This window comes from Noviluteimonas gilva (genome assembly GCF_009740395.1).
Taxonomy (GTDB): Bacteria; Pseudomonadota; Gammaproteobacteria; order Xanthomonadales; family Xanthomonadaceae; genus Noviluteimonas; species Noviluteimonas gilva.
On record NZ_WOXT01000002.1, the window covers coordinates 1 to 26,113 of the forward strand.

Below are 26,113 nucleotides of genomic sequence, written 5' to 3' on the forward strand. Positions count from 1 at the left end.
GCTATCCCGGACTATTAGAACACTAACGCGGGGGTGGTGGCGGTGGTGCGACCCCGCGCGACCCGATGCGAAAGCATGGCTGGCTTGCGCCTCATCGTCGGGCTGGGAAACCCCGGTCCCGAACACACCCGGACCCGGCACAACGCCGGGTTCTGGTTTGTGGACGGGCTCGCCGATCGTTTGGGCGCGCGCTTCGGCCTGGAATCGAAGTTGTTCGGCGAAACCGCCAAGGTCGACATCGGCGGGCGCCAGGTCTGGCTGCTCAAGCCGTCGACCTTCATGAACCTCAGCGGCAAGTCGGTCACCGCCGCCTTGCGCTACTGGAAGATCGAGCCGGAAGAAGCGCTGCTGGCGCATGACGAGCTCGACCTGCCGCCCGGCGTCGCGCGCCTGAAGTTCGATGGCGGCCACGGCGGCCAGAACGGCCTGCGCGACACCATGCGACTGCTGGGCCACGGCATGTTCCACCGCCTGCGCATCGGCATCGGCCATCCCGGCCACAAGGACAAAGTCACCCCGTGGGTGCTGGGCAAGCCCGGCCGCGACGACGAGGCCGCCATCCTGCGCGCCCTCGACGATGCGGCCGACGTGCTGCCGCTCGCCGTCGCGGGGGACATCAACGAGGCGACCAAACGCCTCAACACCGGTCCAGCCAACCGCTGACCGGCACGGAGACACCATGGGCATCAAATGCGGAATCGTCGGCCTGCCGAATGTCGGCAAGTCGACCCTGTTCAACGCGCTGACGAAGGCGGGCATCGCCGCGGCGAACTTCCCCTTCTGCACGATCGAACCCAACGTCGGCATCGTGCCGGTGCCCGATCCGCGCCTCAACGCGCTGTCGGACATCGTCAAGCCGCAGAAGGTGATCCCGACCGCCGTCGAGTTCGTCGACATCGCCGGCCTGGTGGCTGGTGCGGCCAGCGGCGAAGGCCTGGGCAACAAGTTCCTGGCCCACATCCGCGAGGTCGACGCGATCACCCACGTGGTGCGCTGCTTCGAGCACGGGGACATCGTCCACGTGACGGGCAAGGTCGACCCGATCTCCGACATCGAAACCATCGACACCGAGCTGGCGCTGGCGGACCTGGATTCGGTCGAGAAGGCCCTGCAGCGCGCCGAGCGCTCGGCCCGGACCGGCGACAAGGACGCCAAGGTGCGCGCCGAGGTCCTCGGCCGCGTGCGCGCCGGGCTGGATGCCGGCACGCCGGCCCGCGCGCTGGGCCTGTCCGACGAGGACAAGGCGCAGGTGCGCGACCTGTTCCTGCTGACCCTCAAGCCCGTGATGTACGTGGCGAACGTGCTGGAAGACGGGTTCGAGAACAACCCGCACCTGGACGCCGTCCGTGCCCGCGCGGTGGGCGAGGGCGCCGAGGTGGTGCCGGTGTCGGCCGCCATCGAGGAGGAGCTGAGCCAGCTGGACGATGAGGACCGCGATACGTTCCTGCAGGACCTGGGCCTCGACGAGCCGGGCCTGAACCGCGTCATTCGCGCCGCCTACAAGCTGCTGGGGCTGCAGACCTACTTCACCGCAGGCGTGAAGGAAGTCCGCGCGTGGACGGTTCGGGCCGGTTCGACCGCGCCGCAAGCGGCCGCGGTGATCCACACGGATTTCGAAAAAGGCTTCATTCGCGCCGAAACCATCGCCTTCGACGACTACATCAAGTATCGCGGCGAGTCGGGCGCCCGTGATGCCGGCCGCCTCCGCCTGGAGGGCAAGGAGTACCGGGTCCAGGAAGGCGACGTGCTGCATTTCCGCTTCAATGTCTGAGGGGCTGGCGGATTTCTGGAGATTGTTGTCAACCAAGCGTTGACTTCGTCCAGCCGCCAAGCCAAAATTTCGGGCTCTTTTGGAGGGATACCCAAGCGGCCAACGGGGGCAGACTGTAAATCTGCTGGCTTACGCCTTCGGTGGTTCGAATCCACCTCCCTCCACCAGATTGAAAAACCAGCGGCCTTACCAGCCGATGGCGCAGTACCCAAGCAGGTCTTTTTTCCGGCGCGGGAGTAGTTCAACGGTAGAACCTCAGCCTTCCAAGCTGATGGTGCGGGTTCGATTCCCGTCTCCCGCTCCATTGAACGCCGCGACGCAAGACCCGCTGCAAAACATGCTCACGTAGCTCAGTCGGTAGAGCACCTCCTTGGTAAGGAGGAGGTCGAAGGTTCGATTCCTTTCGTGAGCACCACCGTTGCAAAAGCAGTTCCAGAAAAACGTTCGCCCACCGATTTCCACCGAGACAGAGCCATGGCCAAGGGTAAGTTCGAGCGCACCAAGCCCCACGTGAACGTGGGCACGATCGGTCACGTTGACCACGGCAAGACGACGCTGACGGCGGCGCTGACGAAGGTGGGCGCGGAACGTTTCGGCGGCGAGTTCAAGGCATACGACGCGATCGACGCGGCGCCGGAAGAGAAGGCGCGCGGCATCACGATCTCGACGGCGCACGTGGAATACGAATCGGCCAACCGCCATTACGCGCACGTCGATTGCCCCGGGCATGCCGACTACGTCAAGAACATGATCACCGGTGCGGCGCAGATGGACGGCGCGATCCTGGTGTGCTCGGCCGCTGACGGCCCGATGCCGCAGACGCGCGAACACATCCTGCTCTCGCGCCAGGTCGGCGTGCCGTACATCGTCGTGTTCCTGAACAAGGCCGACATGGTGGACGACGCCGAGCTGCTCGAGCTGGTCGAGATGGAAGTGCGCGAGCTGCTGACCAAGTACGAATTCCCCGGCGACGACACCCCGATCATCAAGGGTTCGGCGCGCCTGGCGCTGGAAGGCGACCAGTCGGAAATCGGCGTGCCGGCGATCCTGAAGCTGGTCGAGGCGCTGGACACGTTCATCCCGGAACCGGAGCGCGCGATCGACAAGCCGTTCCTGATGCCGGTGGAAGACGTGTTCTCGATCTCGGGCCGCGGCACCGTGGTGACCGGCCGCATCGAGCGCGGCATCATCAAGGTCGGTGACGAAATCGAAATCGTCGGCATCCGCCCGACGCAGAAGACGACGGTCACGGGCGTTGAGATGTTCCGCAAGCTGCTCGACCAGGGCCAGGCGGGCGACAACGCCGGCCTGCTGCTGCGCGGCACCAAGCGTGACGACGTGGAGCGCGGCCAGGTGCTGGCCAAGCCCGGTTCGATCACGCCGCACACGACGTTCGAAGCCGAGGTGTACGTGCTGTCGAAGGACGAAGGCGGCCGCCACACGCCGTTCTTCAAGGGCTACCGCCCGCAGTTCTACTTCCGCACGACCGACATCACGGGCGCCGTGACCCTGCCGGAAGGCGTGGAAATGGTCATGCCGGGCGACAACATCAAGATGGTGGTGGAGCTGATCAACCCGGTCGCGATGGACGATGGCCTGCGCTTCGCGATCCGCGAAGGCGGCCGTACGGTCGGCGCCGGCGTGGTGGCGAAGATCCTCAAGTAAGCATCGGTCGGGCTGGCGCGGAACACCGCGCCGCCCGGACGGTCGAAAGGGCGTGGCGGCGCGAGCCGCCGTTGCCTTTTTCGGAACAGGCGCTTTTACAGCAGTTTCAACACATGTACGCCAGTAGCTCAATTGGCAGAGCAGCGGTCTCCAAAACCGCAGGTTGGGGGTTCGAGTCCCTCCTGGCGTGCCACTTCAGGCGCACCGTGGCACGCGTCGGCGAGAACGGATGAACAGCAAGGTCGAACAACCGAAGGCCGCTTCTGCGGGCGACGTCGTCAAGTACGCACTGGCAATCTTGCTGGTGGCGGCGGGCGTCTTCGCCTTCTACTGGTACCCCGAGTCGCAGTTCCGCTGGCTCGCGGTGATCGGTGGGCTGGCCGCGGGGTTCGTGGTTTTCATGACGACGGTCAAGGGCGCGCAGACGCGCGAGTTCTTCTCCGAGTCGCGCTTCGAACTGCGCAAGGTCGTTTGGCCGACGCGACAGGAAGCGGGTCGCGCGACGGTGATGATCATCATCGCCGTCACCGTGATCAGCCTGATCCTCGCCGCGTTCGACTGGGTCATCCAGTTGGGCGTCAAGGCCCTGTTGGGCAACTGATTCAGAGGATCGAATGGAAGACAACGTCGACAAGCGCTGGTACGTGGTCCACGCCTATTCCGGCTTCGAGAAGTCGGTGGCGCAGGCCCTGCGTGACCGCATCGTGCGCACCGAAATGCAGGATCGCTTCGGCGACGTGCTCGTCCCCACCGAAGAAGTGGTGGAGATGCGCTCGGGCCAGAAGCGCCGTTCGGAGCGCAAGTTCTTCCCGGGCTACGTGCTCGTGCAGATCGCCACGCACGACGAAGGCGGCATTCCGCGCATGGACAGCGAAAGCTGGCACCTGGTGAAGGAAACGCCGAAGGTGATGGGCTTCATCGGCGGCACCGCCGATCGTCCGCTGCCGATCCGCGACGAGGAAGCTGCGGCCATCCTCGACCGCGTGCAGGAAGGCGTGGAGAAGCCGAAGCCGAAGGTGTTGTTCGAAGCGGGCGAGATGGTGCGCGTCACCGACGGCCCGTTCAACGACTTCAACGGCGTCGTGGAAGAAGTGAATTACGAGAAGAGCCGCCTGCGCGTCGCAGTGCTGATCTTCGGCCGTTCCACTCCGGTGGAACTGGAATTCGGTCAGGTCGAGAAGGCCTGACCCAAAGGACCGGGCGAGTGGTTCGCCCGGCCGGTAAGCGAGGAGCCGACAAGGCGCTTGCACTCGCAGGAGCAAAGCAATGGCAAAGAAGGTCGTTGGTTACATCAAGCTGCAGGTCAAGGCCGGCCAGGCCAACCCGTCGCCGCCCGTGGGTCCCGCCCTCGGCCAGCGTGGCCTGAACATCATGGAATTCTGCAAGGCGTTCAATGCCGCCACGCAGAAGCTGGAACCGGGTCTCCCGATTCCGGTGGTCATCACCGCGTACTCGGACCGCACCTTCACCTTCATCACGAAGACGCCGCCGGCGTCGATCCTGTTGAAGAAGGCTGCGGGCATCCAGTCCGGTTCGAAGCGCCCGAACACCGAGAAGGTGGGCAAGGTCACGCGCAAGCAGGTCGAGGAAATCGCGAAGGCGAAGGAACCCGACCTGACGGCTGCCGACCTGGAAGCCGCGGTGCGCACGATTGCGGGCTCGGCCCGTTCCATGGGTCTGGTGGTGGAGGGCTAAGTCATGGCGATGAACAAGCGACAGAAAGCAATCAAGGCGGCCGTCGAGCCGGGCAAGGCTTACGCGATCGACGAAGCCCTGAAGATCCTCCAGAACGGCACGAAGGCGAAGTTCGTCGAAGCGATCGACGTCGCCGTCCGCCTGGGCGTGGACGCGAAGAAGTCCGACCAGCAGGTGCGCGGTTCGACCGTGCTGCCGGCCGGTACCGGCAAGTCGGTGCGCGTGGCGGTGTTCGCCCCGGCCGGCGCCAAGGCTGACGAAGCGCGCGCCGCTGGCGCCGAAGCCGTCGGCATGGACGACCTCGCCGAAGCGATGCAGAACGGCGACCTGAACTACGACGTCGTCATCGCGACGCCGGATGCGATGCGCGTGGTCGGCAAGCTCGGCCAGGTGCTCGGTCCGCGCGGCCTGATGCCGAACCCGAAGGTCGGCACCGTTTCGCCGAACCCGGCCGAAGCCGTCAAGAACGCGAAGGCCGGCCAGGTGCGTTACCGCACCGACAAGGCCGGCATCATCCACTGCACGATCGGCAAGGCTTCGTTCGAAGCCGAAGCGCTGAAGGGCAACCTCACCGCGCTGCTGCTCGACCTGATCAAGGCCAAGCCGTCGACGGCCAAGGGCCAGTACCTGCAGAAGATCTCGCTGAGCTCGACGATGGGCCCGGGCGTGATCGTCGACCAGTCGACGCTGACCCTGAAGTAATCGTTACAACGCGTTCGCTTCGGCGGGCGCGTGCAACAAGTTTTGAGGGCATCGCGCCGCAAGGCGCGACGCCGTCAAAGACCGCAGGTGCGGTCCGCGCAATGCGAAGACGGGCAGGAAGCTCGGTACGGCATGGAGTCGTCTTCGTGAAAGGCGGGAACGCGTAATCCATTCGCAAGGATGGGCCTGCGTAGATGGTGCCGCCCCCTCTGGAAGTTTTCTGGAAGGGCCACCACCGGGATGCTCGCGCATCCCCGGCGCCAATGGACGGCGTCGCTCGAGGACCGCAAGCGGCAGGAGCCGTGCGCGGAGTTCAATTGGAGGAGTGTCAATGGCTCTCAATCTGTCCCAGAAGCAGGAAGTTGTCGCCGAGCTGGCAGAAGTGGCGTCGAAGGCGCACTCCCTGGTCGCAGCCGAATACGCAGGCATCACGGTCTCCCAGATGACCGCGATGCGCAAGAAGGCTCGCGAATCCGGTGTGTACTTGAAGGTTGTCAAGAACACGCTGGCGTCGCGCGCCGTCGTCGGTACCGAGTTCGAGGTCGTCAAGGACGCCCTGACCGGTCCGCTGCTGTATGCGTTCTCGACCGAGGAACCCGGCGCTGCCGGTCGCCTCATCAAGGAGTTCGCCAAGGGCAACGACAAGCTCAAGGCTCGCGTGGTTTCGGTGGAAGGCAAGTTGCTGCCCGCCGCGCACGTCGATGTCCTGGCTTCGCTGCCGACTCGTGAGCAGGCGCTTGCCATGCTCGCCCGCGTGCTCGCCGAGCCCGCCAGCATGTTCGCCCGCGCCGTCAAGGCCGTGGCCGACAAGCAGGGTGGTGGCGAAGCGTCCGCGGAAGCCCCGGCTGCCGAAACTGCCTGATTTCAGTCTTAACCCTTTAAATATCCAGAGGTAATCACCATGTCCCTTTCCAACGAGCAGATCGTTGACGCCATCGCCGCGAAGTCGCTGATGGAAGTGATGGATCTCGTCAAGGCCATCGAAGAGAAGTTCGGCGTTTCCGCTGCTGCCCCGGTCATGGCTTCGGCCGGCCCCGCCGCCGCTGCTGCCCCGGTCGAAGAGCAGACCGAATTCACCGTCGTCCTGAAGGCCGTCGGCGAGAAGAAGGTCGAAGTCATCAAGGCCGTCCGCGCCATCACCGGCCTGGGCCTGAAGGAAGCGAAGGACCTCGTCGAAGGCGCCCCGCAGAACGTCAAGGAAGCGGTGTCGAAGGACGAGTCCGAGAAGTTCAAGAAGGAACTCGAGGCCGCTGGCGCGACCGTCGAAGTCAAGTAATCGCAATTGCGTCGCCGGTGACATTGGCGACCACCCAAGGCTGGGGACGAAAGTCCCCGGCCTTTGGCCGTTCCTGACGGCCGCGTCGTAAACGCTTCAGCGTCGTGTGGCTTGAGCTGAAACGTGCTTCACCCATCACCGAGTTGACAGTTGGAAGTAGCGGGAGAAGGCGTGCTGGTGCCGGCAATACCAGCGACTCCCAACTGGCAATTTGACGTTCCCCCCGGCCGCCTGCGCGCGGCCGACATCGAGAGGCGGTAGCCCACCATGACCACTGCGTCCAATTATTCCTTCACCGAGAAGAAGCGCATCCGCAAGGACTTCGGCAAGCGCCGTTCGATCCTCGAAGTGCCCTTCCTCCTGGCGATCCAGGTCGATTCCTACCGCGAGTTCCTCCAGGAACACGCCGAAATGAACGCGCGCGACGACAAGGGCCTGCATGCGGCCCTCAAGTCCGTGTTCCCGATCAGCTCCTACAGCGGCAACGCCGCGCTCGAATACGTCGGCTACCGCCTCGGCGACCCGGCGTTCGACGAGCGCGAATGCCGCAACCGTGGCCTGTCGTACGGCGCGCCGCTGCGCGTCACCGTGCGCCTGGTGATCTACGACCGCGAGTCGTCCACCAAGGCCATCAAGTACGTGAAGGAGCAGGAGGTCTACATGGGCGAAATCCCGCTCATGACCGACAACGGCACCTTCATCGTCAACGGCACCGAGCGCGTCATCGTCTCGCAGCTGCATCGCTCGCCGGGCGTGTTCTTCGACCACGACCGTGGCAAGACGCACAGCTCGGGCAAGCTGCTGTACTCCGCGCGCATCATTCCTTACCGCGGCTCGTGGCTCGACTTCGAGTTCGATCCCAAGGACGCGCTGTTCACCCGCATCGACCGCCGCCGCAAGCTGCCGGTCTCCGTGCTGCTGCGCGCGCTCGGCTACAACAACGAAGAAATGCTCCGCGCGTTCTTCGAGATCAACACCTTCCACATCGAACCCGAAGGCGTGCAGCTGGAGCTCGTCGCCGAGCGCCTGCGTGGCGAAACGCTGGACTTCGACCTGGCCGATGGCGATCGCGTGATCGTCGAAGCCGGCAAGCGCATCACCGCGCGCCACGTCAAGCAGCTCGAACAGTCCGGCATCGCCGCGCTGGCCGTGCCGGACCTCTATGTCGTCGGCCGCATCCTCGCGCACGACGTCGTCGATCCGAAGACGGGCGAACTGCTCGCCGTCGCGAACGACGAGATCAACGAAGACCACCTGGCGAAGTTCCGCAAGTCGGGCATCGAATCGGTCGGCACGATCTGGGTCAACGACCTCGATCGCGGTCCGTATCTGTCGAACACCCTGCGCATCGACGGCACCAAGACCAAGCTCGAAGCGCTGGTCGAGATCTACCGCATGATGCGTCCGGGCGAGCCGCCGACCAAGGACGCCGCCGAGAACCTGTTCCACAACCTGTTCTTCACCTTCGAGCGTTACGACGTCTCGGCGGTGGGCCGCATGAAGTTCAACCGCCGCATCGGCCGCAAGGAAGTGCTCGGCCCGTCGGTGCTGTTCGATCGCAAGTACTTCGGCGACTACAAGAACGGCAAGGATGAAGAAGCGCAGCGTTTGATCGCCGCGCAGGGCGATACGTCCGACATCCTCGACGTCATCCGCGTGCTGACGGAAATCCGCAACGGCCGTGGCGTGGTGGACGACATCGACCACCTGGGCAACCGTCGCGTGCGTTCGGTCGGCGAAATGGCCGAGAACGTGTTCCGCGTGGGCCTGGTGCGCGTCGAGCGCGCCGTCAAGGAACGCCTGTCGATGGCCGAGTCCGAAGGCCTGACGCCGCAGGAATTGATCAACGCCAAGCCGGTGGCCGCCGCGATCAAGGAGTTCTTCGGCTCCTCGCAGCTGTCGCAGTTCATGGACCAGAACAACCCGCTGTCGGAAGTGACGCACAAGCGTCGCGTTTCCGCGCTGGGCCCGGGTGGCCTGACGCGCGAACGCGCCGGCTTCGAAGTGCGCGACGTGCATCCGACGCATTACGGCCGCGTGTGCACCATCGAAACGCCTGAAGGCCCGAACATCGGCCTGATCAACTCGCTCGCCGTGTTCGCGCGCACCAACCGCTACGGCTTCCTCGAGACGCCGTACCGCAAGGTCGTGGACGGTCGCGTCACCGACGACGTCGAGTTCCTCTCGGCGATCGAAGAGAACGAGTACGTCATCGCGCAGGCCAACGCGCCGCAGGACGACAAGGGCACGATCACCGCCCAGTTCGTCGCGTGCCGTTACCAGGGTGAATCGCTGCTCAAGCCGCCGAGCGAGATCCACTTCATGGACGTCTCGCCGATGCAGACCGTGTCGGTCGCGGCCGCACTCGTGCCGTTCCTCGAGCACGACGACGCCAACCGCGCGCTCATGGGCGCGAACATGCAGCGCCAGGCCGTGCCGACGCTGAAGTCGCAGAAGCCGCTGGTGGGTACGGGCATCGAACGCGCCGTGGCGCGCGACTCGGGCGTGACGGTGAACGCACGTCGCGGTGGTTTGATCGCGCAGATCGACGCCGGCCGCATCGTGGTCAAGGTCAACGAGAACGAGATCTCCGGCGAAACCGATGCCGGCGTCGACATCTACACGCTGATCAAGTACACGCGCTCCAACCAGAACACCTGCATCAACCAGACCCCGCTCGTGAACGTGGGCGACCGCGTGGCCCGCGGCGACGTGCTGGCCGACGGTCCTTCGACCGACATCGGCGAGCTCGCGCTCGGCCAGAACATGCTGGTCGCGTTCATGCCGTGGAACGGCTACAACTTCGAAGACTCCATCCTGCTCTCCGAGCGCGTGGTGGAAGAGGATCGTTACACCACGATCCACATCGAAGAGCTGACCTGCGTCGCGCGCGACACCAAGCTGGGTCCGGAAGAAATCTCGGCCGACATCCCGAACGTTTCGGAGCAGGCGCTCAACCGCCTCGACGAATCGGGCGTGGTGTACATCGGCGCCGAAGTGCGCGCCGGCGACATCATGGTCGGCAAGGTCACGCCGAAGGGCGAATCGCAGCTGACGCCGGAAGAGAAGCTCCTCCGCGCGATCTTCGGCGAGAAGGCGTCCGACGTTAAGGACAGCTCGCTGCGCGTGCCCCCGGGCATGGACGGCACCGTCATCGACGTGCAGGTCTTCACCCGCGACGGCATCGAGAAGGACAAGCGCGCCCGCCAGATCGAGGAATCGGAAGTCCGTCGCGTCAAGAAGGACTTCGACGACCAGTTCCGCATCCTCGAAGGTGCGATCTACGCGCGCCTGCGCACGCAGCTGATCGGCAAGGTCGCCAACGGCGGTCCGAACCTGAAGAAGGGCGACGCGATCAACGATGCGTACCTGGACGGCCTGAAGAAGACCGAGTGGTTCCAGCTGCGCATGAAGGACGACGACGCCAACGACGCCATCGAACGCGCTTCCAAGCAGATCGATGCGCACGAGAAGGAATTCGAGCGCCGCTTCGCCGACAAGCGCGGCAAGATCACGCAGGGCGACGACCTCGCCCCCGGCGTGCTCAAGATGGTGAAGGTGTTCCTCGCGGTGAAGCGCCGCATCCAGCCGGGCGACAAGATGGCCGGCCGACACGGCAACAAGGGTGTCGTGTCGACGATCGTGCCGGTCGAAGACATGCCGTACATGACGGATGGTTCGTCGGTCGACATCGTGCTGAACCCGCTGGGCGTGCCGAGCCGAATGAACATCGGCCAGATCCTCGAGACGCACCTGGGCTGGGCCGCCAAGGGCCTGGGCCAGAAGATCGATCGCATGCTCAAGGCGCAGGCGGCGGTTGCCGACCTTCGCAAGTTCCTCGATCAGATCTACAACCACGACGAAGCGATGAACGGACAGCGCGTCGACCTGACGCAGTTCACCGATGAGGAACTGCTGCGCCTGGCCAACAACCTGGTCGACGGCGTGCCGATGGCGACGCCGGTGTTCGACGGCGCGGCCGAGAGCGAGATCAAGAAAATGCTCGAACTCGCCGACCTGCCGTTGAGCGGCCAGACCACGCTGCACGACGGTCGCACGGGCGAAGCGTTCGAACGCCCGGTCACCGTGGGCTACATGCACATGCTGAAGCTGAACCACCTGGTCGACGACAAGATGCACGCGCGTTCGACCGGTCCGTACTCGCTCGTTACCCAGCAGCCGCTGGGCGGCAAGGCGCAGTTCGGTGGCCAGCGCTTCGGCGAAATGGAAGTGTGGGCACTCGAAGCCTACGGCGCGGCCTACACCCTGCAGGAAATGCTGACGGTGAAGTCCGACGACGTGCAGGGCCGCAACCAGATGTACAAGAACATCGTCGACGGCGAACACGAGATGGTCGCGGGGATGCCGGAGTCCTTCAACGTGTTGGTGAAGGAAATCCGATCGCTCGCGATCAACATGGAACTCGAAGAGCATTAAGCCGCCGCCGCCGACCAGGAGACACCCATGAAAGACTTGCTCAATCTGTTCAACCAGCAGCGGCCGACCCTCGACTTCGACGCGATCAAGATCGCGTTGGCGTCGCCGGACCTCATCCGCTCGTGGTCCTACGGCGAAGTGAAGAAGCCGGAGACCATCAACTACCGCACGTTCAAGCCGGAACGCGATGGCCTGTTCTGCGCCGCGATCTTCGGTCCGATCAAGGACTACGAGTGCCTGTGCGGCAAGTACAAGCGCATGAAGCACCGTGGCGTGGTCTGCGAAAAGTGCGGCACGGAAGTGACGCTTGCGAAGGTGCGCCGTGAGCGCATGGGTCACATCGACCTCGCTTCGCCGGTCGCGCACATCTGGTTCCTGAAGTCGCTTCCCTCGCGCATCGGTTTGATGCTCGACATGACGCTGCGCGACATCGAACGCATCCTGTACTTCGAAGCCTATGTCGTGACCGAGCCGGGCCTGACCCCGCTCGAGCGCGGCAACCTGCTGACCGAAGAACAGTTCATGACGGCGCGCCAGGAACACGGCGACGACTTCGACGCCGCGATGGGCGCCGAGGCCGTGTACGAACTGCTGCGCACGATCGACCTGCAGTCGGAAATGCTCCGCCTGAAGGAAGAGATCGCCGCGACCAACTCCGAGACCAAGCTCAAGCGCCTCACCAAGCGCATCAAGCTGATCGAGGCGTTCCTCGACTCCGGCAACCGCCCGGAGTGGATGGTCATGACCGTGCTGCCGGTGCTTCCGCCGGACCTGCGTCCGCTGGTGCCGCTGGACGGTGGCCGCTTCGCGACGTCGGATCTCAACGATCTGTATCGCCGCGTCATCAACCGCAACAACCGCCTCAAGCGCCTGCTCGAGCTCAATGCGCCGGACATCATCGTGCGCAACGAGAAGCGCATGCTGCAGGAATCGGTCGATGCGCTGATGGACAACGGCCGTCGTGGCCGTGCGATCACCGGTACCAACAAGCGCCCGCTCAAGTCGCTCGCCGACATGATCAAGGGCAAGCAGGGTCGCTTCCGCCAGAACCTGCTCGGCAAGCGCGTCGACTACTCGGGCCGTTCGGTCATCGTGGTCGGCCCGACGCTGCGCCTGCACGAGTGCGGCCTGCCGAAGAAGATGGCGCTCGAGCTGTTCAAGCCCTTCATCTTCGCCAAGCTGCAGCGCCGTGGTCTCGCCACGACGATCAAGGCCGCCAAGAAGCTCGTCGAGCGTGAAGAAGCGGAAGTCTGGGACATCCTCGAGGAGGTCATCCGCGAGCACCCGGTGCTGCTCAACCGCGCCCCGACGCTCCATCGCCTCGGCATCCAGGCGTTCGAGCCGGTGCTGATCGAAGGCAAGGCGATCCAGCTGCATCCGCTGGTCTGCACCGCGTTCAACGCCGACTTCGACGGCGACCAGATGGCCGTGCACGTCCCGCTGTCGCTGGAAGCGCAGCTGGAAGCGCGCGCGCTGATGATGGCGTCGAACAACATCCTGTCGCCGGCGAACGGCGAGCCGATCATCGTGCCGTCGCAGGACGTCGTGCTCGGCCTGTACTACATGTCGCGCGCCCTGGAGAACAAGAAGGGCGAGGGCATGGCGTTCGCGAACGTCGCCGAGGTCAAGCGCGCGTACGACAACCGCGTCGTCGAGCTGCACGCCAAGGTCAAGGTGCGCATCACGCAGACGGTCATCGCCGAAGACGGCACGCGCTCCAAGCAGACGTCGATCATCGACACGACGGTCGGCCGCTCGCTCCTGCAGGAAATCCTGCCGGAAGGCTTGCCGTACGCGCTGGCGAACGTCGAACTGACGAAGAAGAACATCTCGCGCCTGATCAACTCGTGCTACCGCATGCTTGGTCTGAAGGACACGGTCGTGTTCGCCGACAAGCTGATGTACACCGGCTTCGCGTACGCCACGCGCGCCGGCGTGTCGATCGGCATCGACGACATGATCATCCCGAACGAGAAGAAGGGCATCCTCGACGAGGCCGAGACCGAAGTGCTGGAAATCCAGCAGCAGTACCAGTCGGGCCTGGTCACCTCGGGTGAGCGCTACAACAAGGTCGTCGACATCTGGTCGCGCACCAACGAACGCGTCGCGAAGGCGATGATGGATGCGATCGGCACCGACTCGGTGGTCAACGCCAAGGGCGAGACCGTGCCGCAGAAGTCGATGAACTCGATCTACATCATGGCCGACTCGGGTGCGCGTGGTTCGCAGGCCCAGATCCGCCAGCTCGCCGGCATGCGTGGCCTGATGGCCAAGCCGGACGGCTCGATCATCGAGACGCCGATCACCGCGAACTTCCGCGAAGGCCTCAACGTCCTCCAGTACTTCATCTCGACCCACGGTGCCCGTAAGGGTCTCGCGGATACCGCGCTGAAGACGGCGAACTCGGGTTACCTCACGCGTCGACTCGTCGACGTCGCGCAGGACGTGGTCATCACCGAAACCGATTGCGGCACCTACGACGGCCTCACCATGACGCCGATCGTCGAAGGCGGCGACGTCGTCGAACCGCTGCGCGACCGCGTGCTGGGCCGCATCGTGGCCGAGGACGTGTTCCTGCCCGGCAACGACGAAGATCCGTTCGTCACGCGCAACACGCTGCTGGACGAAGCGTGGGTGCAGAGCATCGAAGACGCCGGCGTGCAGTCCATCAAGGTGCGTTCGACGATCACGTGCACCAGCCCGTTCGGCGTGTGCTCGCACTGCTACGGTCGCGACCTCGGTCGTGGCCACCTGGTCAACCACGGCGAAGCGGTCGGCGTCGTCGCCGCGCAGTCGATCGGCGAACCGGGTACGCAGCTGACCATGCGTACGTTCCACATCGGTGGTGCGGCTTCGCGTGCGGCGGCGATCGACAACGTGACGGTCAAGACGACCGGTACGGTGAAGTTCAACAACCTCAAGCACGTCGACCACGCTTCGGGCCACCTGGTCGCGGTCTCTCGTTCGGGCGAACTGTCCGTGCTCGACGGCCACGGCCGCGAGCGCGAGCGTTACAAGCTGCCCTACGGTGCGACGATCCAGGTCAAGGACGGCGCGTCGGTGAAGGCCGGCCAGACCGTCGCGAACTGGGATCCGCATAACCACCCGATCGTGTCGGAAGTGGCGGGCGTCATGCGCCTGATCGACTTCATCGACGGCGTCACCGTCATCGAGAAGACCGACGAACTGACCGGCCTGGCTTCGCGCGAGATCACCGATCCGAAGCGTCGCGGTACGCAGGCGAAGGACCTGCGCCCGATCGTCCGCATCGTCGACAAGAACGGCAAGGACCTGTCCATCCCGGGGACCGACCTGCCGGCGCAGTACCTGCTGCCGCCGCGCTCGATCGTGAACCTGCAGGACGGTGCAACCGTTGGCGTGGGCGACGTCGTCGCGAAGATCCCGCAGGAAGCCTCGAAGACGCGCGACATCACCGGTGGTCTGCCGCGCGTGGCCGACCTGTTCGAAGCGCGCAAGCCGAAGGACCCGGCGATCCTCGCCGAGGTCTCGGGCATCGTCAGCTTCGGCAAGGACACCAAGGGCAAGCAGCGCCTGGTGATCAAGCAGGCCGACGGCAGCGAGCACGAAGAGCTGATCCCGAAGTACCGCCAGATCATCGTGTTCGAAGGCGAACACGTGGAGAAGGGCGAGACGGTCGTGGACGGCGAACCGAGCCCGCAGGACATCCTGCGCCTGCTCGGCGTGGAGCCGCTGGCGGTCTACCTGACCAAGGAAATCCAGGACGTCTATCGCCTGCAGGGCGTGAAGATCAACGACAAGCACATCGAGGTGATCGTTCGCCAGATGCTGCGCAAGGTCGAAGTGCTCGATGCCGGTGACACCAAGTACCTGCACGGCGAGCAGATCGAGCGCCAGCGCATGGTCGAGACGAACGCCGCGGCCGTGTCGAAGAACCTGATCCCCGCGAAGTTCGACCCGGTGCTGCTCGGCATCACCAAGGCGTCGCTGGCGACCGAGTCGTTCATCTCCGCGGCCTCCTTCCAGGAGACCACCCGCGTGCTCACCGAGGCGGCCGTCCGCGGCACGCGCGACGGGCTGCGCGGCCTCAAGGAGAACGTCATCGTGGGCCGCCTGATTCCGGCGGGCACGGGCCTGGCCTACCACACCGCACGCCGCCGCAACGCCTCGGGCCTGACCGAAGCCGAGCTGGAAGCGCTGTCGGGCACGATGGTGGAGCAGGCGCCGGCGCCGGTCGTCGAAGCGGCCGAAACCGAGGCCGGCGAGGACTCCAGCACCAGCTAAGCCAACACCAGCGACGGCCCGACGGCCGTCCCAGACCACGAAATGAGGCGCAGGGAGCGCCTCGTCTTCGGCCCAGGATGGGCGGGAACATCGAAGGCCGGGCGGCCCCGAGGCGGGTCGCCCATTGCCTCCGCAAAGTCGGCTCGCGTTGACGGTTTTCGTCGGCGCGGGCTATACTTTTCCGTCTATGCAGGCCCGACGTGGCCTGCATCGTTATTCACGCAGGACCTCGGTCCAAAAACAGAGTCCCGAAATGGCAACGATCAACCAGCTGGTGCGTAAGGCGCGCAGCCCGGAAACCTACAAGAGCACTTCGCCCGCGCTGGCGAACTGCCCGCAGCGCCGTGGCGTCTGCACCCGCGTTTACACGACCACCCCGAAGAAGCCGAACTCGGCGCTTCGCAAGGTCGCGAAGGTGCGTCTCACCAACGGTTACGAAGTCATCTCGTACATCGGCGGCGAAGGCCACAACCTGCAGGAACACTCGGTCGTGCTGATCCGCGGCGGCCGCGTCAAGGACCTGCCGGGCGTGCGTTATCACACCGTGCGCGGCTCGCTCGACGCCGCCGGCGTCGCCAAGCGTCGCCAGGGTCGTTCCAAGTACGGCGCCAAGCGCCCGAAGTCCTGATTTAGGGGTCATCGAACATGTCGCGTAAAGGTTCTACTCCGCAGCGCACCGTCCTCGCCGATCCGAAACACGGCAGCGAGACGATCGCGCGTTTCATCAACATGGTCATGCAGAGCGGCAAGAAGTCGGTCGCAGAAAAGATCGTGTACGGCGCCATGGACGTCATCGGCGAAAAGAACGCCAATGCGCTCGAGCTCGTCGAAAAGGCGCTCGGCAACGTTTCGCCTTCGGTCGAAGTGAAGTCGCGTCGCGTCGGCGGCGCCACGTACCAGGTGCCGGTCGAAGTGCGCTCGTCGCGCCGCATGGCGCTTGCCATGCGCTGGCTGATCGAATCCGCGCGCAAGCGTGGCGAGAACAGCATGCCGCGCAAGCTCGCTGGTGAGTTGCTCGACGCCTCGGAAAACCGTGGCGGCGCGATCAAGAAGCGCGAAGAAACGCACCGCATGGCGGATGCGAACAAGGCGTTCGCGCACTACCGCTGGTAAGTCACGCGGGCCCCTGAGCGGGCCCGTTAGCGGCCGGCACTGCCGCCGCACTCGCCCGAGCCGCCGCAAGGCGGCTTCGGCCTTCCGGACATTCGTCCGATCCGAACATTGAGAGACAGCCGTGGCTCGCACCACTCCCATCGAGCGTTACCGCAATTTCGGCATCATGGCCCACATCGATGCCGGCAAGACCACGACGACCGAACGCATCCTGTTCTACACCGGCGTCAACCACAAGATCGGCGAAGTGCACGAAGGTGCCGCGACGATGGACTGGATGGAGCAGGAGCAGGAGCGCGGCATCACCATCACGTCGGCGGCGACGACGGCGTTCTGGAAGGGCATGGACATGTCCCTGCCGGAATACCGCTTCAACATCATCGACACCCCCGGGCACGTCGACTTCACGATCGAAGTCGAGCGTTCCTTGCGCGTGCTCGACGGCGCCGTGTTCGTGCTTTGCGCGGTCGGCGGCGTGCAGCCGCAGTCGGAAACCGTGTGGCGCCAGGCCAACAAGTACAACGTGCCGCGCCTTGCGTTCGTCAACAAGATGGACCGCACCGGTGCCAACTTCTCGAAGGTCGTCGAACAGCTGAAGTCGCGCCTGGGTGCCTACCCGGTGCCGCTGCAGGTGCCGATCGGCGCCGAGGAAGGCTTCGAAGGCGTGATCGATCTCATCAAGATGAAGTCGATCGTGTGGGACATGGAATCGAAGGGCACGAAGTTCGAGTACGCCGACATCCCGGCGAACCTGCTCGACGAGTGCACGACCGCGCGCGCGTTCATGGTCGAGGCCGCCGCCGAGGCGTCCGAAGAGCTGATGGACAAGTACCTCAACGACGGTGAGCTGTCGGAAGAAGAGATCATCTTCGGTATCCGCGAGCGCACGTTGAAGTGCGAAATCATCCCGGCGCTGTGCGGCACCGCGTTCAAGAACAAGGGCGTCCAGGCGATGCTCGACGCGGTCATCCGCTTCCTGCCGTCGCCGTCGGATCGTCCGCCGGTGGCCGGCATCGACGAGAACGAAAAGGAAGACAGCCGCAAGGCGTTGGATTCCGAGCCGTTCTCCGCGCTCGCCTTCAAGATCATGACCGACCCGTTCGTGGGTTCGCTCACGTTCTTCCGCGTCTACTCGGGCACGCTCAACTCCGGCGACCAGGTCTACAACCCGGTCAAGTCGAAGAAGGAGCGCGTGGGCCGCATCCTGCAGATGCACGCCAACAACCGCGACGAGATCAAGGAAGTGCGCGCGGGCGACATCGCCGCGGCCGTCGGCCTGAAGGACGTCACCACCGGCGACACGCTGTGCGCGCAGGACAAGGTGATCACGCTCGAGCGCATGATCTTCCCGGAGCCCGTCATCTCGATGGCGGTCGAGCCGAAGACCAAGTCCGACCAGGAAAAGATGGGCCTCGCGCTCGGTCGCCTTGCGCAGGAAGATCCCTCGTTCCGCGTGCGCACGGATGAAGAATCCGGCCAGACGATCATCTCGGGCATGGGCGAGCTCCACCTGGAAATCCTGGTGGACCGCATGAAGCGCGAGTTCAACGTCGAAGCCAACGTCGGCAAGCCGCAGGTCGCGTATCGCGAAACGATCCGCAAGGCCGTCAAGTCCGAAGGCAAGTTCGTGCGCCAGTCGGGCGGCAAGGGCCAGTTCGGCCACGTGTGGCTCGAGATCTCGCCGAACGAGCAGGGCAAGGGTTACGAGTTCGAGAACGGCATCGTCGGCGGCGTGATTCCGAAGGAATACATCCCGGCGGTCGACAAGGGCATCCAGGAAGCGGTTGCGAACGGCCTCATGGCCGGCTTCCCGATCGTGGACGTCAAGGTCAAGCTGATCGACGGCTCGTACCACGAAGTCGACTCGTCCGAAATGGCGTTCAAGATCGCCGGCTCGATGGGCTTCAAGGAAGGCTTCCACAAGGCTTCGCCGGTGCTGCTCGAGCCGATGATGAAGGTCGAGATCGTCACGCCCGAGGATTACCTCGGCGACGTGATGGGCGACGTCAGCCGTCGCCGCGGCATCCTGCAGGGCCAGGACGACAGCCCGTCGGGCAAGATCATCAACGCGATGATCCCGCTGGGCGAAATGTTCGGCTACGCGACCTCGCTGCGTTCGATGTCGCAGGGCCGCGCGACCTTCACGATGGAATTCGACCACTACGCCGAAGCGCCGAACAACATCGCCGAAGCCGTGATCAAGAAGTCCTGATCGTCCAAGCACTCGTCAAGCAAACAACACAAATCATTTTCTGAGGTAAAGCAATCATGGCCAAGGGTAAGTTCGAGCGCACCAAGCCCCACGTGAACGTGGGCACGATCGGTCACGTTGACCACGGCAAGACGACGCTGACGGCGGCGCTGACGAAGGTGGGCGCGGAACGTTTCGGCGGCGAGTTCAAGGCATACGACGCGATCGACGCGGCGCCGGAAGAGAAGGCGCGCGGCATCACGATCTCGACGGCGCACGTGGAATACGAATCGGCCAACCGCCATTACGCGCACGTCGATTGCCCCGGGCATGCCGACTACGTCAAGAACATGATCACCGGTGCGGCGCAGATGGACGGCGCGATCCTGGTGTGCTCGGCCGCTGACGGCCCGATGCCGCAGACGCGCGAACACATCCTGCTCTCGCGCCAGGTCGGCGTGCCGTACATCGTCGTGTTCCTGAACAAGGCCGACATGGTGGACGACGCCGAGCTGCTCGAGCTGGTCGAGATGGAAGTGCGCGAGCTGCTGACCAAGTACGAATTCCCCGGCGACGACACCCCGATCATCAAGGGTTCGGCGCGCCTGGCGCTGGAAGGCGACCAGTCGGAAATCGGCGTGCCGGCGATCCTGAAGCTGGTCGAGGCGCTGGACACGTTCATCCCGGAACCGGAGCGCGCGATCGACAAGCCGTTCCTGATGCCGGTGGAAGACGTGTTCTCGATCTCGGGCCGCGGCACCGTGGTGACCGGCCGCATCGAGCGCGGCATCATCAAGGTCGGTGACGAAATCGAAATCGTCGGCATCCGCCCGACGCAGAAGACGACGGTCACGGGCGTTGAGATGTTCCGCAAGCTGCTCGACCAGGGCCAGGCGGGCGACAACGCCGGCCTGCTGCTGCGCGGCACCAAGCGTGACGACGTGGAGCGCGGCCAGGTGCTGGCCAAGCCCGGTTCGATCACGCCGCACACGACGTTCGAAGCCGAGGTGTACGTGCTGTCGAAGGACGAAGGCGGCCGCCACACGCCGTTCTTCAAGGGCTACCGCCCGCAGTTCTACTTCCGCACGACCGACATCACGGGCGCCGTGACCCTGCCGGAAGGCGTGGAAATGGTCATGCCGGGCGACAACATCAAGATGGTGGTCGAGCTGATCAACCCGGTCGCGATGGACGATGGCCTGCGCTTCGCGATCCGCGAAGGCGGCCGTACGGTCGGCGCCGGCGTGGTGGCGAAGATCCTCAAGTAATAAGTCTGTGATTTTCGGGGGGAATGGGTTGCCATCCCCCCGGGATACCCACTAGAATGCAAGACCCTCGCGACCAACCTTAATTGGATGGCGCAGGGACCAGCGAACTGAGGGGCAGGATGCACCTCGTTTTCGCCAGACAGGGATATGTCGCGCGGTGGTGCTCCGCCCGTTCCGAAGTTCTTCGGGACACACATGGCGGGGCCGCTTGCGCGTTCACGACTCCGTCTGGGCGGACCGGGAAACCGGCCCGCCCTTGATTTTGCAAGGCAGCACGCTCCACCGCTCCAAGAACCCCGGGGCCGGCACACCAGAGGCCGACCCTCCGCTCTTTCCAGAGGAACACCCGTCATGGCGGACCAGAAGATCCGGATTCGGCTGAAGGCTTTCGATCATCGTTTGATCGACCGCTCGGCCAGCGAGATCGTCGAGACGGCCAAGCGGACCGGCGCGCAAGTGCGCGGCCCGATCCCGCTGCCGACCAAGCTCGAGCGTTTTACGATTCTTACGTCGCCGCACGCCGACAAGGATGCGCGTGACCAGTACGAAACCCGCACGCACAAGCGCGTGCTCGATATCGTCGACCCGAACGACAAGACCGTGGACGCGCTGATGAAGCTCGAACTCGCGGCTGGCGTCGACGTGCAAATCAAGCTGACCTGAGGCCTGCCACCATGACCGCGAAGAAGTATTCGTTGGGCATCGTCGGCCGCAAGGCCGGCATGAGCCGCGTGTTTACCGAAGATGGCAAGTCCATCCCGGTGACCCTGATCGAAGCCACCCCCAACCGCATCACCCAGGTGAAGACGGTCGAGACCGACGGCTACAGCGCCGTGCAGGTCACCGTCGGCGTCAAGCGCGCCGCCCTGGTGAACAAGCCGGCCGCCGGCCACCTCGCGAAGGCGAAGGTGGAATCCGGTCGCGGCCTGTGGGAACTGCGCGTGGCCGACGACAAGATCTCCGACTTCCAGGTGGGCGGCGAAATTCGCGCCGACATCTTCGAAGTCGGCCAGGCCGTCGACGTCCAGGGCATCACCAAGGGCAAGGGCTTCCAGGGCACGATCAAGCGCTGGAACTTCACCATGGGCGACGCGACGCACGGTAACTCGCTGTCGCACCGCTCGCCGGGTTCGATCGGCCAGCGCCAGACGCCGGGCCGCGTGTTCCCGGGCAAGAAGATGTCGGGCCACATGGGTGCCGAACAGCAGACCACGCAGAACCTCAAGGTCGTCAAGGTCGACGCCGAACGCGGCTTGATCGCCGTGCGCGGTGCCGTTCCGGGCGCGCCGGGTGGCGACGTGATCGTGCGTCCGACGAGCAAGGGAGTCTGACGATGGAACTGTCCATCAATAACAGCAAGAACACGTTGTCCGTTTCGGACGCCGTGTTCGGCCGCGAGTTCTCCGAAGACCTGGTCCACCAGGTCGTCGTCGCCTACCGCAACGCGGGCCGCGCCGGCACCAAGGCGCAGAAGACGCGTTCGGAAGTCAACGGCACCACGAAGAAGTCGAAGAAGCAGAAGGGCGGCGGTGCGCGTCATGGCGCGCTGACGGCTCCGATCTTCGTCGGCGGCGGCGTGACGTTCGCGGCCAAGCCGCGCAGCTTCGCGCAGAAGGTCAACCGCAAGATGTATCGCGCAGCCATTGCCGCGATCCTCTCCGAGCTCAATCGCCAGGGCCGCATCACGGTCGTCGAATCGTTCGATCTCGACGGCGTGAAGACCAAGGGCCTGATTGCGAAGCTCAAGGATCTTTCGGTGGGCCGTCGCCCGCTGATCGTCACCGAGGACGCGTCGGAATCGCTGTACCTGTCCGCGCGCAACCTGCCGTACGTCGAAGTGCGTGACGTGCAGGGCCTCGACCCGGTTGCCCTCGTCGGCGCCGATTCGGTCGTGGTTACGGCCGACGCGGTCAAGAAGATCGAGGAGTGGCTGGCATGAGCGCGATCACCAACGTGTACGAAGTAATCCGCGCGCCGCGCGTGTCCGAAAAGACCGCCCGCCTGCAGGAAGTGTCGAATCAGTACGTCTTTGAAATCGCGAAGACCGCGACCAAGGCTGATGTCAAAGCCGCGGTCGAGCAGATCTTCGCCGTCAAGGTCGAAGCGGTGAACGTGGTGAACGTGAAGGGCAAGAACAAGTCCTTCAAGTTTCGCCAGGGTAAGCGCGGCGACTGGCGCAAGGCGTACGTCAAGCTGGCCGAAGGCCAGTCGATCGACGTGATGATGGCCAAGGCCTGAGGACAGACCCATGGCATTGATGACTTTCAAGCCCACCTCGCCCGGTCGCCGTTCGGCGGTCCGTGTCGTGACGCCGGACCTCCACAAGGGGGCGCCGTTCGCCGCGCTGGTCGAGAAGAAGAGCAAGACCGGCGGCCGTAACCACCACGGCCGTATCACCACCCGCCACATCGGCGGCGGTCACAAGCAGAACTACCGCATCATCGACTTCAAGCGCGACAAGGAAGGCATTCCGGCGCGCGTGGAGCGGATCGAATACGATCCCAACCGCACCGCGCACATCGCGCTGCTGTGCTACGTCGATGGCGAGCGTCGCTACATCATCGCCCCCAAGGGCCTGAAGAGCGGCGACCAGGTGATCGCGGGCCGCGACGCCCCGATCAAGGTCGGCAACACGCTGCCCCTGCGCAACATCCCCGTCGGCTCCACGGTGCATTGCATCGAGATGAAGCCCGGCAAGGGTGCGCAGCTCGCCCGCGCCGCCGGCGCCGGCGTGCAGCTGATCGCCCGCGAATCCGGTTACGCCACCCTGCGTCTTCGCTCCGGCGAAATGCGCAAGGTGCCGGCCGAGTGCCGCGCGACGATCGGCGAAGTCGGCAACGTCGAGCACAACCTCGAGAAGCTGGGCAAGGCAGGCGCGAAGCGCTGGCGCGGCGTCAAGCCGACCGTCCGCGGCGCCGCCATGAACCCGGTCGACCACCCGCACGGTGGTGGCGAGGCGAAGGCTGGCCAGGGCAACCCGCATCCGGTCACCCCGTGGGGTGTTCCGACCAAGGGTTACAAGACGCGCAAGAACAAGCGCACCACGCAATTCATCGTGCGCGATCGCAGGGGTTAATCGGCCATGGCACGTTCACTGAAGAAGGGTCCGTTCGTCGACCACCACCTGATGAAGAAGGTGGAGACCGCGGGCAACAACAAGAAGCCGATCAAGACCTGGTCGCGTCGTTCGATGGTCATGCCGGAAATGGTCGGCTTCACCATCGCCGTGCACAACGGCAAGAACCACATCCCGGTCCTGGTCAACGAAAACATGGTTGGCCACAAGCTTGGCGAATTCGCACTGACCCGGACGTTCAAGGGTCATGGCGGCGACAAGAAGAGTGGGAAGTAAGGAGATGACCATGGAAGCGAAAGCCATCCTGCGCTCTGCGCGCATCTCCGCCCAGAAGGCCCGCCTGGTCGCCGACCAGGTGCGTGGTCTCTCGGCCGAGCGCGCCGTCAACCTCTTGAAGTTCTCCGACAAGAAGGCCGCCGCCATGATCCGCAAGGTCGTGGAATCGGCGATCGCCAACGCGGAAAACAACCAGGGCGCCGACGTCGACGACCTGCGCGTCAAGACCATCATGGTTGACGAGGGCCCCACGCTGAAGCGCTTCATGGCGCGTGCGAAGGGCCGCGGCACCCGGATCCTCAAGCGCACCAGCCACATCACTGTGGTTGTCGGTGCCGGCAAGTAAGGCGGAGAAAAGACGATGGGTCATAAAGTTCATCCGACCGGTATCCGCCTGGGCATCGCCAAGGACTGGAATTCCAAGTGGTACGCCGGCAAGAAGCATTACGCCGACTACCTGATCGCCGACCTCAAGGTCCGCGACATGCTGCGCAAGAAGCTTGCGCAGGCCGGTATTTCGAAAATCCTGATCGAGCGTCCGGCGCAGAACGCGCGCGTGACGATCCACACCGCCCGCCCGGGCGTGGTGATCGGCAAGCGTGGCGAGGACATCGAGAAGCTGCGTAAGGAAGTCAGCGACCTGATGGGCGTTCCGGCGCACATCAACGTCACCGAAGTCCGCAAGCCGGAACTCGATGCGCAGCTGGTCGCCGAATCGATCGCGCAGCAGCTCGAGCGCCGCATCATGTTCCGCCGTGCGATGAAGCGCGCGGTCGGCAACGCGATGCGCCTCGGCGCGCTGGGCATCAAGGTCAACGTGGCCGGCCGCCTCAACGGTGCGGAAATCGCCCGTTCGGAGTGGTACCGCGAAGGTCGCGTGCCGCTGCACACGCTGCGCGCCGACATCGACTACGGCTTCGCCGAGGCGAAGACGACCTACGGGATCATCGGTATCAAGGTGTGGGTCTACAAGGGTGAAGTGTTCGACTTCAGCCAGGTTGGCCAGGAAAAGCAGGACGACACGCCGCGTGCGGAACGTGGTGAGCGCGGCGATCGCGCCGACCGCCCGCGTGGTCCGCGTCGTGAGCGCGAGGCGAGGGATTAATCATGTTGCAACCCAAGCGAACCAAATATCGCAAGATGCACAAGGGCCGTAACGACAGCCTGAGCTGGAGCGGCAACGCCGTTTCGTTCGGCGAGTTCGGCCTGAAGTCGACGGCTTTCGGCCAGCTCACCGCGCGCCAGATCGAAGCGGCCCGCCGCTCGATCAGCCGTTACGTGAAGCGCGGCGGCAAGATGTGGATCCGTGTGTACCCCGACAAGCCGATCACCAAGAAGCCCATCGAAGTTCGAATGGGTTCGGGTAAGGGCAACGTCGAGTACTGGGTCGCGCAGATCCAGCCCGGCCGCATGATTTACGAGATCGAAGGCGTCAGCGAAGAAGTCGCACGCGAGGCGTTCCGCCTGGCCGCGGCCAAGCTGTCGGTCACCACCACTTTCGTTACCCGGACGGTGCGCTGATGGAACTCAAGGACCTGCGTCAGAAAAACGCCGGCGAACTGAAGGCCCACCTCGTGGACCTGCAGAAGGAGCAGTTCGCGCTCCGCATGCAGAAGGCCACGGGCCAGCTGCCCCCGGCCAAGACCCATGAAGCCCGCCGTGTTCGCCGCGAAATCGCGCGCGTGAACATGCTGCTGGGCAGCGTGGCCAGCAAGTGAAGGACTCGACGATGAACGAGACAACCAAGAAGCTGCACACGGTCGATGGCCGCGTCGTCAGCAACAAGATGGACAAGACCATCACCGTGCTCGTCGAGCGCCAGGTCAAGCACGCGCTGTACGGTAAGTACATTCGCCGCTCGACCAAGCTGCACGCGCATGACGCCGACAACGCCTGCAAGGAAGGCGATGTCGTGCGCATCGCCGAATGCGCGCCGATGTCGAAGACCAAGAACTGGCGTGTCGTCGAAATTCTGACGCGCGCAGCCGAGTAAGGAAGGAGAGACAGCCATGATCCAGATGCAGAGCTATCTCGACGCCGCCGACAACTCGGGCGCGAAGGAACTGATGTGCATCAAGGTGCTTGGTGGTTCCAAGCGCCGTTATGCCCACATCGGCGACATCATCAAGGTGACCGTCAAGGACGCGATCCCGCGCGGCAAGGTCAAGAAGGGCGACGTCTACGACGCCGTCGTGGTCCGTACCCGCAAGGGTGTGCGCCGCGCCGACGGTTCGCTGATCCGCTTCGACGGCAACGCCGCCGTGCTGCTCAACAACAAGCATGAGCCGATCGGCACGCGCATCTTCGGGCCCGTGACCCGCGAGCTGCGTTCCGAGAAGTTCATGAAGATCGTCTCGCTCGCGCCCGAAGTGCTCTGAGC

General features: G+C 64.5%; 27 protein-coding genes and 4 tRNA genes. All 31 read left to right on the top strand.

Going from position 1 to position 26,113, the window contains the following annotated elements:
- Positions 1–75: 75 nt before the first annotated feature.
- The 31 genes from pth to rplN all read left to right on the top strand — a co-directional run bounded on the left by pth (position 76) and on the right by rplN (position 26,111).
- Positions 76–663, top strand: coding sequence for an aminoacyl-tRNA hydrolase (pth, locus tag GN331_RS06840; protein ID WP_156641273.1), 588 nt, complete (start codon positions 76–78; stop codon positions 661–663).
- Between the two features lie 16 nt (positions 664–679).
- Positions 680–1,771 carry a redox-regulated ATPase YchF gene (gene ychF / locus GN331_RS06845; protein ID WP_156641274.1) on the top strand — a complete coding sequence of 364 codons (1,092 nt, stop codon included), beginning with the start codon at positions 680–682 and terminating at the stop codon, positions 1,769–1,771.
- Between the two features lie 81 nt (positions 1,772–1,852).
- Positions 1,853–1,938: transfer RNA gene (locus GN331_RS06850), tRNA-Tyr, on the top strand.
- A 63-nt stretch (positions 1,939–2,001) separates the two neighbouring features.
- A tRNA-Gly gene (locus GN331_RS06855) sits at positions 2,002–2,075 on the top strand.
- A gap of 35 nt (positions 2,076–2,110) precedes the next feature.
- Positions 2,111–2,186 (top strand) — tRNA-Thr (locus GN331_RS06860).
- A 59-nt stretch (positions 2,187–2,245) separates the two neighbouring features.
- Positions 2,246–3,436, top strand: a complete 1,191-nt coding sequence (gene tuf, locus GN331_RS06865; RefSeq protein ID WP_156641275.1) for an elongation factor Tu — start codon at positions 2,246–2,248, stop codon at positions 3,434–3,436.
- 117 nt (positions 3,437–3,553) lie between these two features.
- Positions 3,554–3,629: transfer RNA gene (locus GN331_RS06870), tRNA-Trp, on the top strand.
- A 36-nt stretch (positions 3,630–3,665) separates the two neighbouring features.
- Positions 3,666–4,037: a preprotein translocase subunit SecE gene (secE, locus tag GN331_RS06875; protein ID WP_156641276.1), complete on the top strand. Its 372-nt coding sequence runs from the start codon at positions 3,666–3,668 to the stop codon at positions 4,035–4,037.
- A 13-nt stretch (positions 4,038–4,050) separates the two neighbouring features.
- Positions 4,051–4,623, top strand: coding sequence for a transcription termination/antitermination protein NusG (gene nusG / locus GN331_RS06880; protein WP_156641277.1), 573 nt, complete (start codon positions 4,051–4,053; stop codon positions 4,621–4,623).
- A 79-nt stretch (positions 4,624–4,702) separates the two neighbouring features.
- On the top strand, positions 4,703–5,131 hold the full coding sequence (gene rplK / locus GN331_RS06885) for a 50S ribosomal protein L11 (RefSeq protein WP_036167791.1): 429 nt from the start codon (positions 4,703–4,705) through the stop codon (positions 5,129–5,131).
- Between the two features lie 3 nt (positions 5,132–5,134).
- A complete protein-coding gene (gene rplA, locus GN331_RS06890; protein ID WP_156641278.1) occupies positions 5,135–5,833 on the top strand; it encodes a 50S ribosomal protein L1 in 699 nt (232 codons plus the stop codon).
- Between the two features lie 331 nt (positions 5,834–6,164).
- Positions 6,165–6,695, top strand: coding sequence for a 50S ribosomal protein L10 (rplJ, locus tag GN331_RS06895; protein WP_156641279.1), 531 nt, complete (start codon positions 6,165–6,167; stop codon positions 6,693–6,695).
- A gap of 39 nt (positions 6,696–6,734) precedes the next feature.
- On the top strand, positions 6,735–7,109 hold the full coding sequence (gene rplL, locus GN331_RS06900; RefSeq protein ID WP_156641280.1) for a 50S ribosomal protein L7/L12: 375 nt from the start codon (positions 6,735–6,737) through the stop codon (positions 7,107–7,109).
- A 267-nt stretch (positions 7,110–7,376) separates the two neighbouring features.
- Positions 7,377–11,546 carry a DNA-directed RNA polymerase subunit beta gene (rpoB, locus tag GN331_RS06905; protein ID WP_156641281.1) on the top strand — a complete coding sequence of 1,390 codons (4,170 nt, stop codon included), beginning with the start codon at positions 7,377–7,379 and terminating at the stop codon, positions 11,544–11,546.
- Between the two features lie 27 nt (positions 11,547–11,573).
- On the top strand, positions 11,574–15,809 hold the full coding sequence (gene rpoC, locus GN331_RS06910) for a DNA-directed RNA polymerase subunit beta' (protein ID WP_156641282.1): 4,236 nt from the start codon (positions 11,574–11,576) through the stop codon (positions 15,807–15,809).
- Between the two features lie 253 nt (positions 15,810–16,062).
- Positions 16,063–16,437 (top strand): 30S ribosomal protein S12, encoded by a 375-nt coding sequence (gene rpsL, locus GN331_RS06915; RefSeq protein WP_036167774.1) that lies wholly within the window; start codon positions 16,063–16,065, stop codon positions 16,435–16,437.
- A gap of 17 nt (positions 16,438–16,454) precedes the next feature.
- A complete protein-coding gene (gene rpsG, locus GN331_RS06920; protein ID WP_036167772.1) occupies positions 16,455–16,922 on the top strand; it encodes a 30S ribosomal protein S7 in 468 nt (155 codons plus the stop codon).
- A gap of 121 nt (positions 16,923–17,043) precedes the next feature.
- Complete coding sequence (gene fusA / locus GN331_RS06925) at positions 17,044–19,134, top strand: elongation factor G (RefSeq protein ID WP_331713404.1); 2,091 nt, start codon at positions 17,044–17,046, stop codon at positions 19,132–19,134.
- Positions 19,135–19,190: 56 nt separating this feature from the next.
- Entirely contained in the window at positions 19,191–20,381 is a 1,191-nt protein-coding gene (gene tuf / locus GN331_RS06930) for an elongation factor Tu (RefSeq protein WP_156641275.1), read from the top strand.
- 351 nt (positions 20,382–20,732) lie between these two features.
- Positions 20,733–21,044, top strand: coding sequence for a 30S ribosomal protein S10 (rpsJ, locus tag GN331_RS06935; RefSeq protein WP_156641283.1), 312 nt, complete (start codon positions 20,733–20,735; stop codon positions 21,042–21,044).
- Positions 21,045–21,055: 11 nt separating this feature from the next.
- On the top strand, positions 21,056–21,712 hold the full coding sequence (gene rplC / locus GN331_RS06940) for a 50S ribosomal protein L3 (RefSeq protein WP_156641284.1): 657 nt from the start codon (positions 21,056–21,058) through the stop codon (positions 21,710–21,712).
- Between the two features lie 2 nt (positions 21,713–21,714).
- Complete coding sequence (gene rplD / locus GN331_RS06945; protein ID WP_156641285.1) at positions 21,715–22,320, top strand: 50S ribosomal protein L4; 606 nt, start codon at positions 21,715–21,717, stop codon at positions 22,318–22,320.
- On the top strand, positions 22,317–22,619 hold the full coding sequence (gene rplW / locus GN331_RS06950) for a 50S ribosomal protein L23 (protein WP_156641286.1): 303 nt from the start codon (positions 22,317–22,319) through the stop codon (positions 22,617–22,619). Before rplD ends, rplW begins: the two co-directional genes overlap by 4 nt.
- A gap of 10 nt (positions 22,620–22,629) precedes the next feature.
- Positions 22,630–23,457, top strand: coding sequence for a 50S ribosomal protein L2 (gene rplB, locus GN331_RS06955; protein ID WP_156641287.1), 828 nt, complete (start codon positions 22,630–22,632; stop codon positions 23,455–23,457).
- 6 nt (positions 23,458–23,463) lie between these two features.
- The gene (gene rpsS, locus GN331_RS06960; protein WP_036167751.1) at positions 23,464–23,733 is read left to right on the top strand and encodes a 30S ribosomal protein S19; all 270 of its coding nucleotides are present in this window, start codon (positions 23,464–23,466) and stop codon (positions 23,731–23,733) included.
- A 10-nt stretch (positions 23,734–23,743) separates the two neighbouring features.
- A complete protein-coding gene (gene rplV, locus GN331_RS06965) occupies positions 23,744–24,079 on the top strand; it encodes a 50S ribosomal protein L22 (RefSeq protein WP_036167934.1) in 336 nt (111 codons plus the stop codon).
- Positions 24,080–24,094: 15 nt separating this feature from the next.
- Positions 24,095–24,838 carry a 30S ribosomal protein S3 gene (gene rpsC, locus GN331_RS06970; protein WP_036167748.1) on the top strand — a complete coding sequence of 248 codons (744 nt, stop codon included), beginning with the start codon at positions 24,095–24,097 and terminating at the stop codon, positions 24,836–24,838.
- 2 nt (positions 24,839–24,840) lie between these two features.
- The gene (rplP, locus tag GN331_RS06975) at positions 24,841–25,254 is read left to right on the top strand and encodes a 50S ribosomal protein L16 (RefSeq protein ID WP_156641288.1); all 414 of its coding nucleotides are present in this window, start codon (positions 24,841–24,843) and stop codon (positions 25,252–25,254) included.
- Complete coding sequence (gene rpmC / locus GN331_RS06980; protein ID WP_156641289.1) at positions 25,254–25,451, top strand: 50S ribosomal protein L29; 198 nt, start codon at positions 25,254–25,256, stop codon at positions 25,449–25,451. Before rplP ends, rpmC begins: the two co-directional genes overlap by 1 nt.
- 11 nt (positions 25,452–25,462) lie before the next feature.
- Positions 25,463–25,726, top strand: coding sequence for a 30S ribosomal protein S17 (gene rpsQ / locus GN331_RS06985; protein ID WP_156641290.1), 264 nt, complete (start codon positions 25,463–25,465; stop codon positions 25,724–25,726).
- 16 nt (positions 25,727–25,742) lie between these two features.
- Positions 25,743–26,111: a 50S ribosomal protein L14 gene (gene rplN, locus GN331_RS06990; RefSeq protein ID WP_036167737.1), complete on the top strand. Its 369-nt coding sequence runs from the start codon at positions 25,743–25,745 to the stop codon at positions 26,109–26,111.
- Positions 26,112–26,113 lie beyond the last annotated feature (2 nt).

Excerpts from the sequence above, each read along its gene's own strand:
- pth (WP_156641273.1), top strand. The coding sequence starts at position 76 with ATGGCTGGCTTGCGCCTCATCGTCGGGCTGGGAAACCCCGGTCCCGAA.
- ychF (WP_156641274.1), top strand. The coding sequence starts at position 680 with ATGGGCATCAAATGCGGAATCGTCGGCCTGCCGAATGTCGGCAAGTCG.
- tuf (WP_156641275.1), top strand. The coding sequence starts at position 2,246 with ATGGCCAAGGGTAAGTTCGAGCGCACCAAGCCCCACGTGAACGTGGGC.
- secE (WP_156641276.1), top strand. The coding sequence starts at position 3,666 with ATGAACAGCAAGGTCGAACAACCGAAGGCCGCTTCTGCGGGCGACGTC.
- nusG (WP_156641277.1), top strand. The coding sequence starts at position 4,051 with ATGGAAGACAACGTCGACAAGCGCTGGTACGTGGTCCACGCCTATTCC.
- rplK (WP_036167791.1), top strand. The coding sequence starts at position 4,703 with ATGGCAAAGAAGGTCGTTGGTTACATCAAGCTGCAGGTCAAGGCCGGC.
- rplA (WP_156641278.1), top strand. The coding sequence starts at position 5,135 with ATGGCGATGAACAAGCGACAGAAAGCAATCAAGGCGGCCGTCGAGCCG.
- rplJ (WP_156641279.1), top strand. The coding sequence starts at position 6,165 with ATGGCTCTCAATCTGTCCCAGAAGCAGGAAGTTGTCGCCGAGCTGGCA.
- rplL (WP_156641280.1), top strand. The coding sequence starts at position 6,735 with ATGTCCCTTTCCAACGAGCAGATCGTTGACGCCATCGCCGCGAAGTCG.
- rpoB (WP_156641281.1), top strand. The coding sequence starts at position 7,377 with ATGACCACTGCGTCCAATTATTCCTTCACCGAGAAGAAGCGCATCCGC.
- rpoC (WP_156641282.1), top strand. The coding sequence starts at position 11,574 with ATGAAAGACTTGCTCAATCTGTTCAACCAGCAGCGGCCGACCCTCGAC.
- rpsL (WP_036167774.1), top strand. The coding sequence starts at position 16,063 with ATGGCAACGATCAACCAGCTGGTGCGTAAGGCGCGCAGCCCGGAAACC.
- rpsG (WP_036167772.1), top strand. The coding sequence starts at position 16,455 with ATGTCGCGTAAAGGTTCTACTCCGCAGCGCACCGTCCTCGCCGATCCG.
- tuf (WP_156641275.1), top strand. The coding sequence starts at position 19,191 with ATGGCCAAGGGTAAGTTCGAGCGCACCAAGCCCCACGTGAACGTGGGC.
- rpsJ (WP_156641283.1), top strand. The coding sequence starts at position 20,733 with ATGGCGGACCAGAAGATCCGGATTCGGCTGAAGGCTTTCGATCATCGT.
- rplC (WP_156641284.1), top strand. The coding sequence starts at position 21,056 with ATGACCGCGAAGAAGTATTCGTTGGGCATCGTCGGCCGCAAGGCCGGC.
- rplD (WP_156641285.1), top strand. The coding sequence starts at position 21,715 with ATGGAACTGTCCATCAATAACAGCAAGAACACGTTGTCCGTTTCGGAC.
- rplW (WP_156641286.1), top strand. The coding sequence starts at position 22,317 with ATGAGCGCGATCACCAACGTGTACGAAGTAATCCGCGCGCCGCGCGTG.
- rplB (WP_156641287.1), top strand. The coding sequence starts at position 22,630 with ATGGCATTGATGACTTTCAAGCCCACCTCGCCCGGTCGCCGTTCGGCG.
- rpsS (WP_036167751.1), top strand. The coding sequence starts at position 23,464 with ATGGCACGTTCACTGAAGAAGGGTCCGTTCGTCGACCACCACCTGATG.
- rplV (WP_036167934.1), top strand. The coding sequence starts at position 23,744 with ATGGAAGCGAAAGCCATCCTGCGCTCTGCGCGCATCTCCGCCCAGAAG.
- rpsC (WP_036167748.1), top strand. The coding sequence starts at position 24,095 with ATGGGTCATAAAGTTCATCCGACCGGTATCCGCCTGGGCATCGCCAAG.
- rplP (WP_156641288.1), top strand. The coding sequence starts at position 24,841 with ATGTTGCAACCCAAGCGAACCAAATATCGCAAGATGCACAAGGGCCGT.
- rpmC (WP_156641289.1), top strand. The coding sequence starts at position 25,254 with ATGGAACTCAAGGACCTGCGTCAGAAAAACGCCGGCGAACTGAAGGCC.
- rpsQ (WP_156641290.1), top strand. The coding sequence starts at position 25,463 with ATGAACGAGACAACCAAGAAGCTGCACACGGTCGATGGCCGCGTCGTC.
- rplN (WP_036167737.1), top strand. The coding sequence starts at position 25,743 with ATGATCCAGATGCAGAGCTATCTCGACGCCGCCGACAACTCGGGCGCG.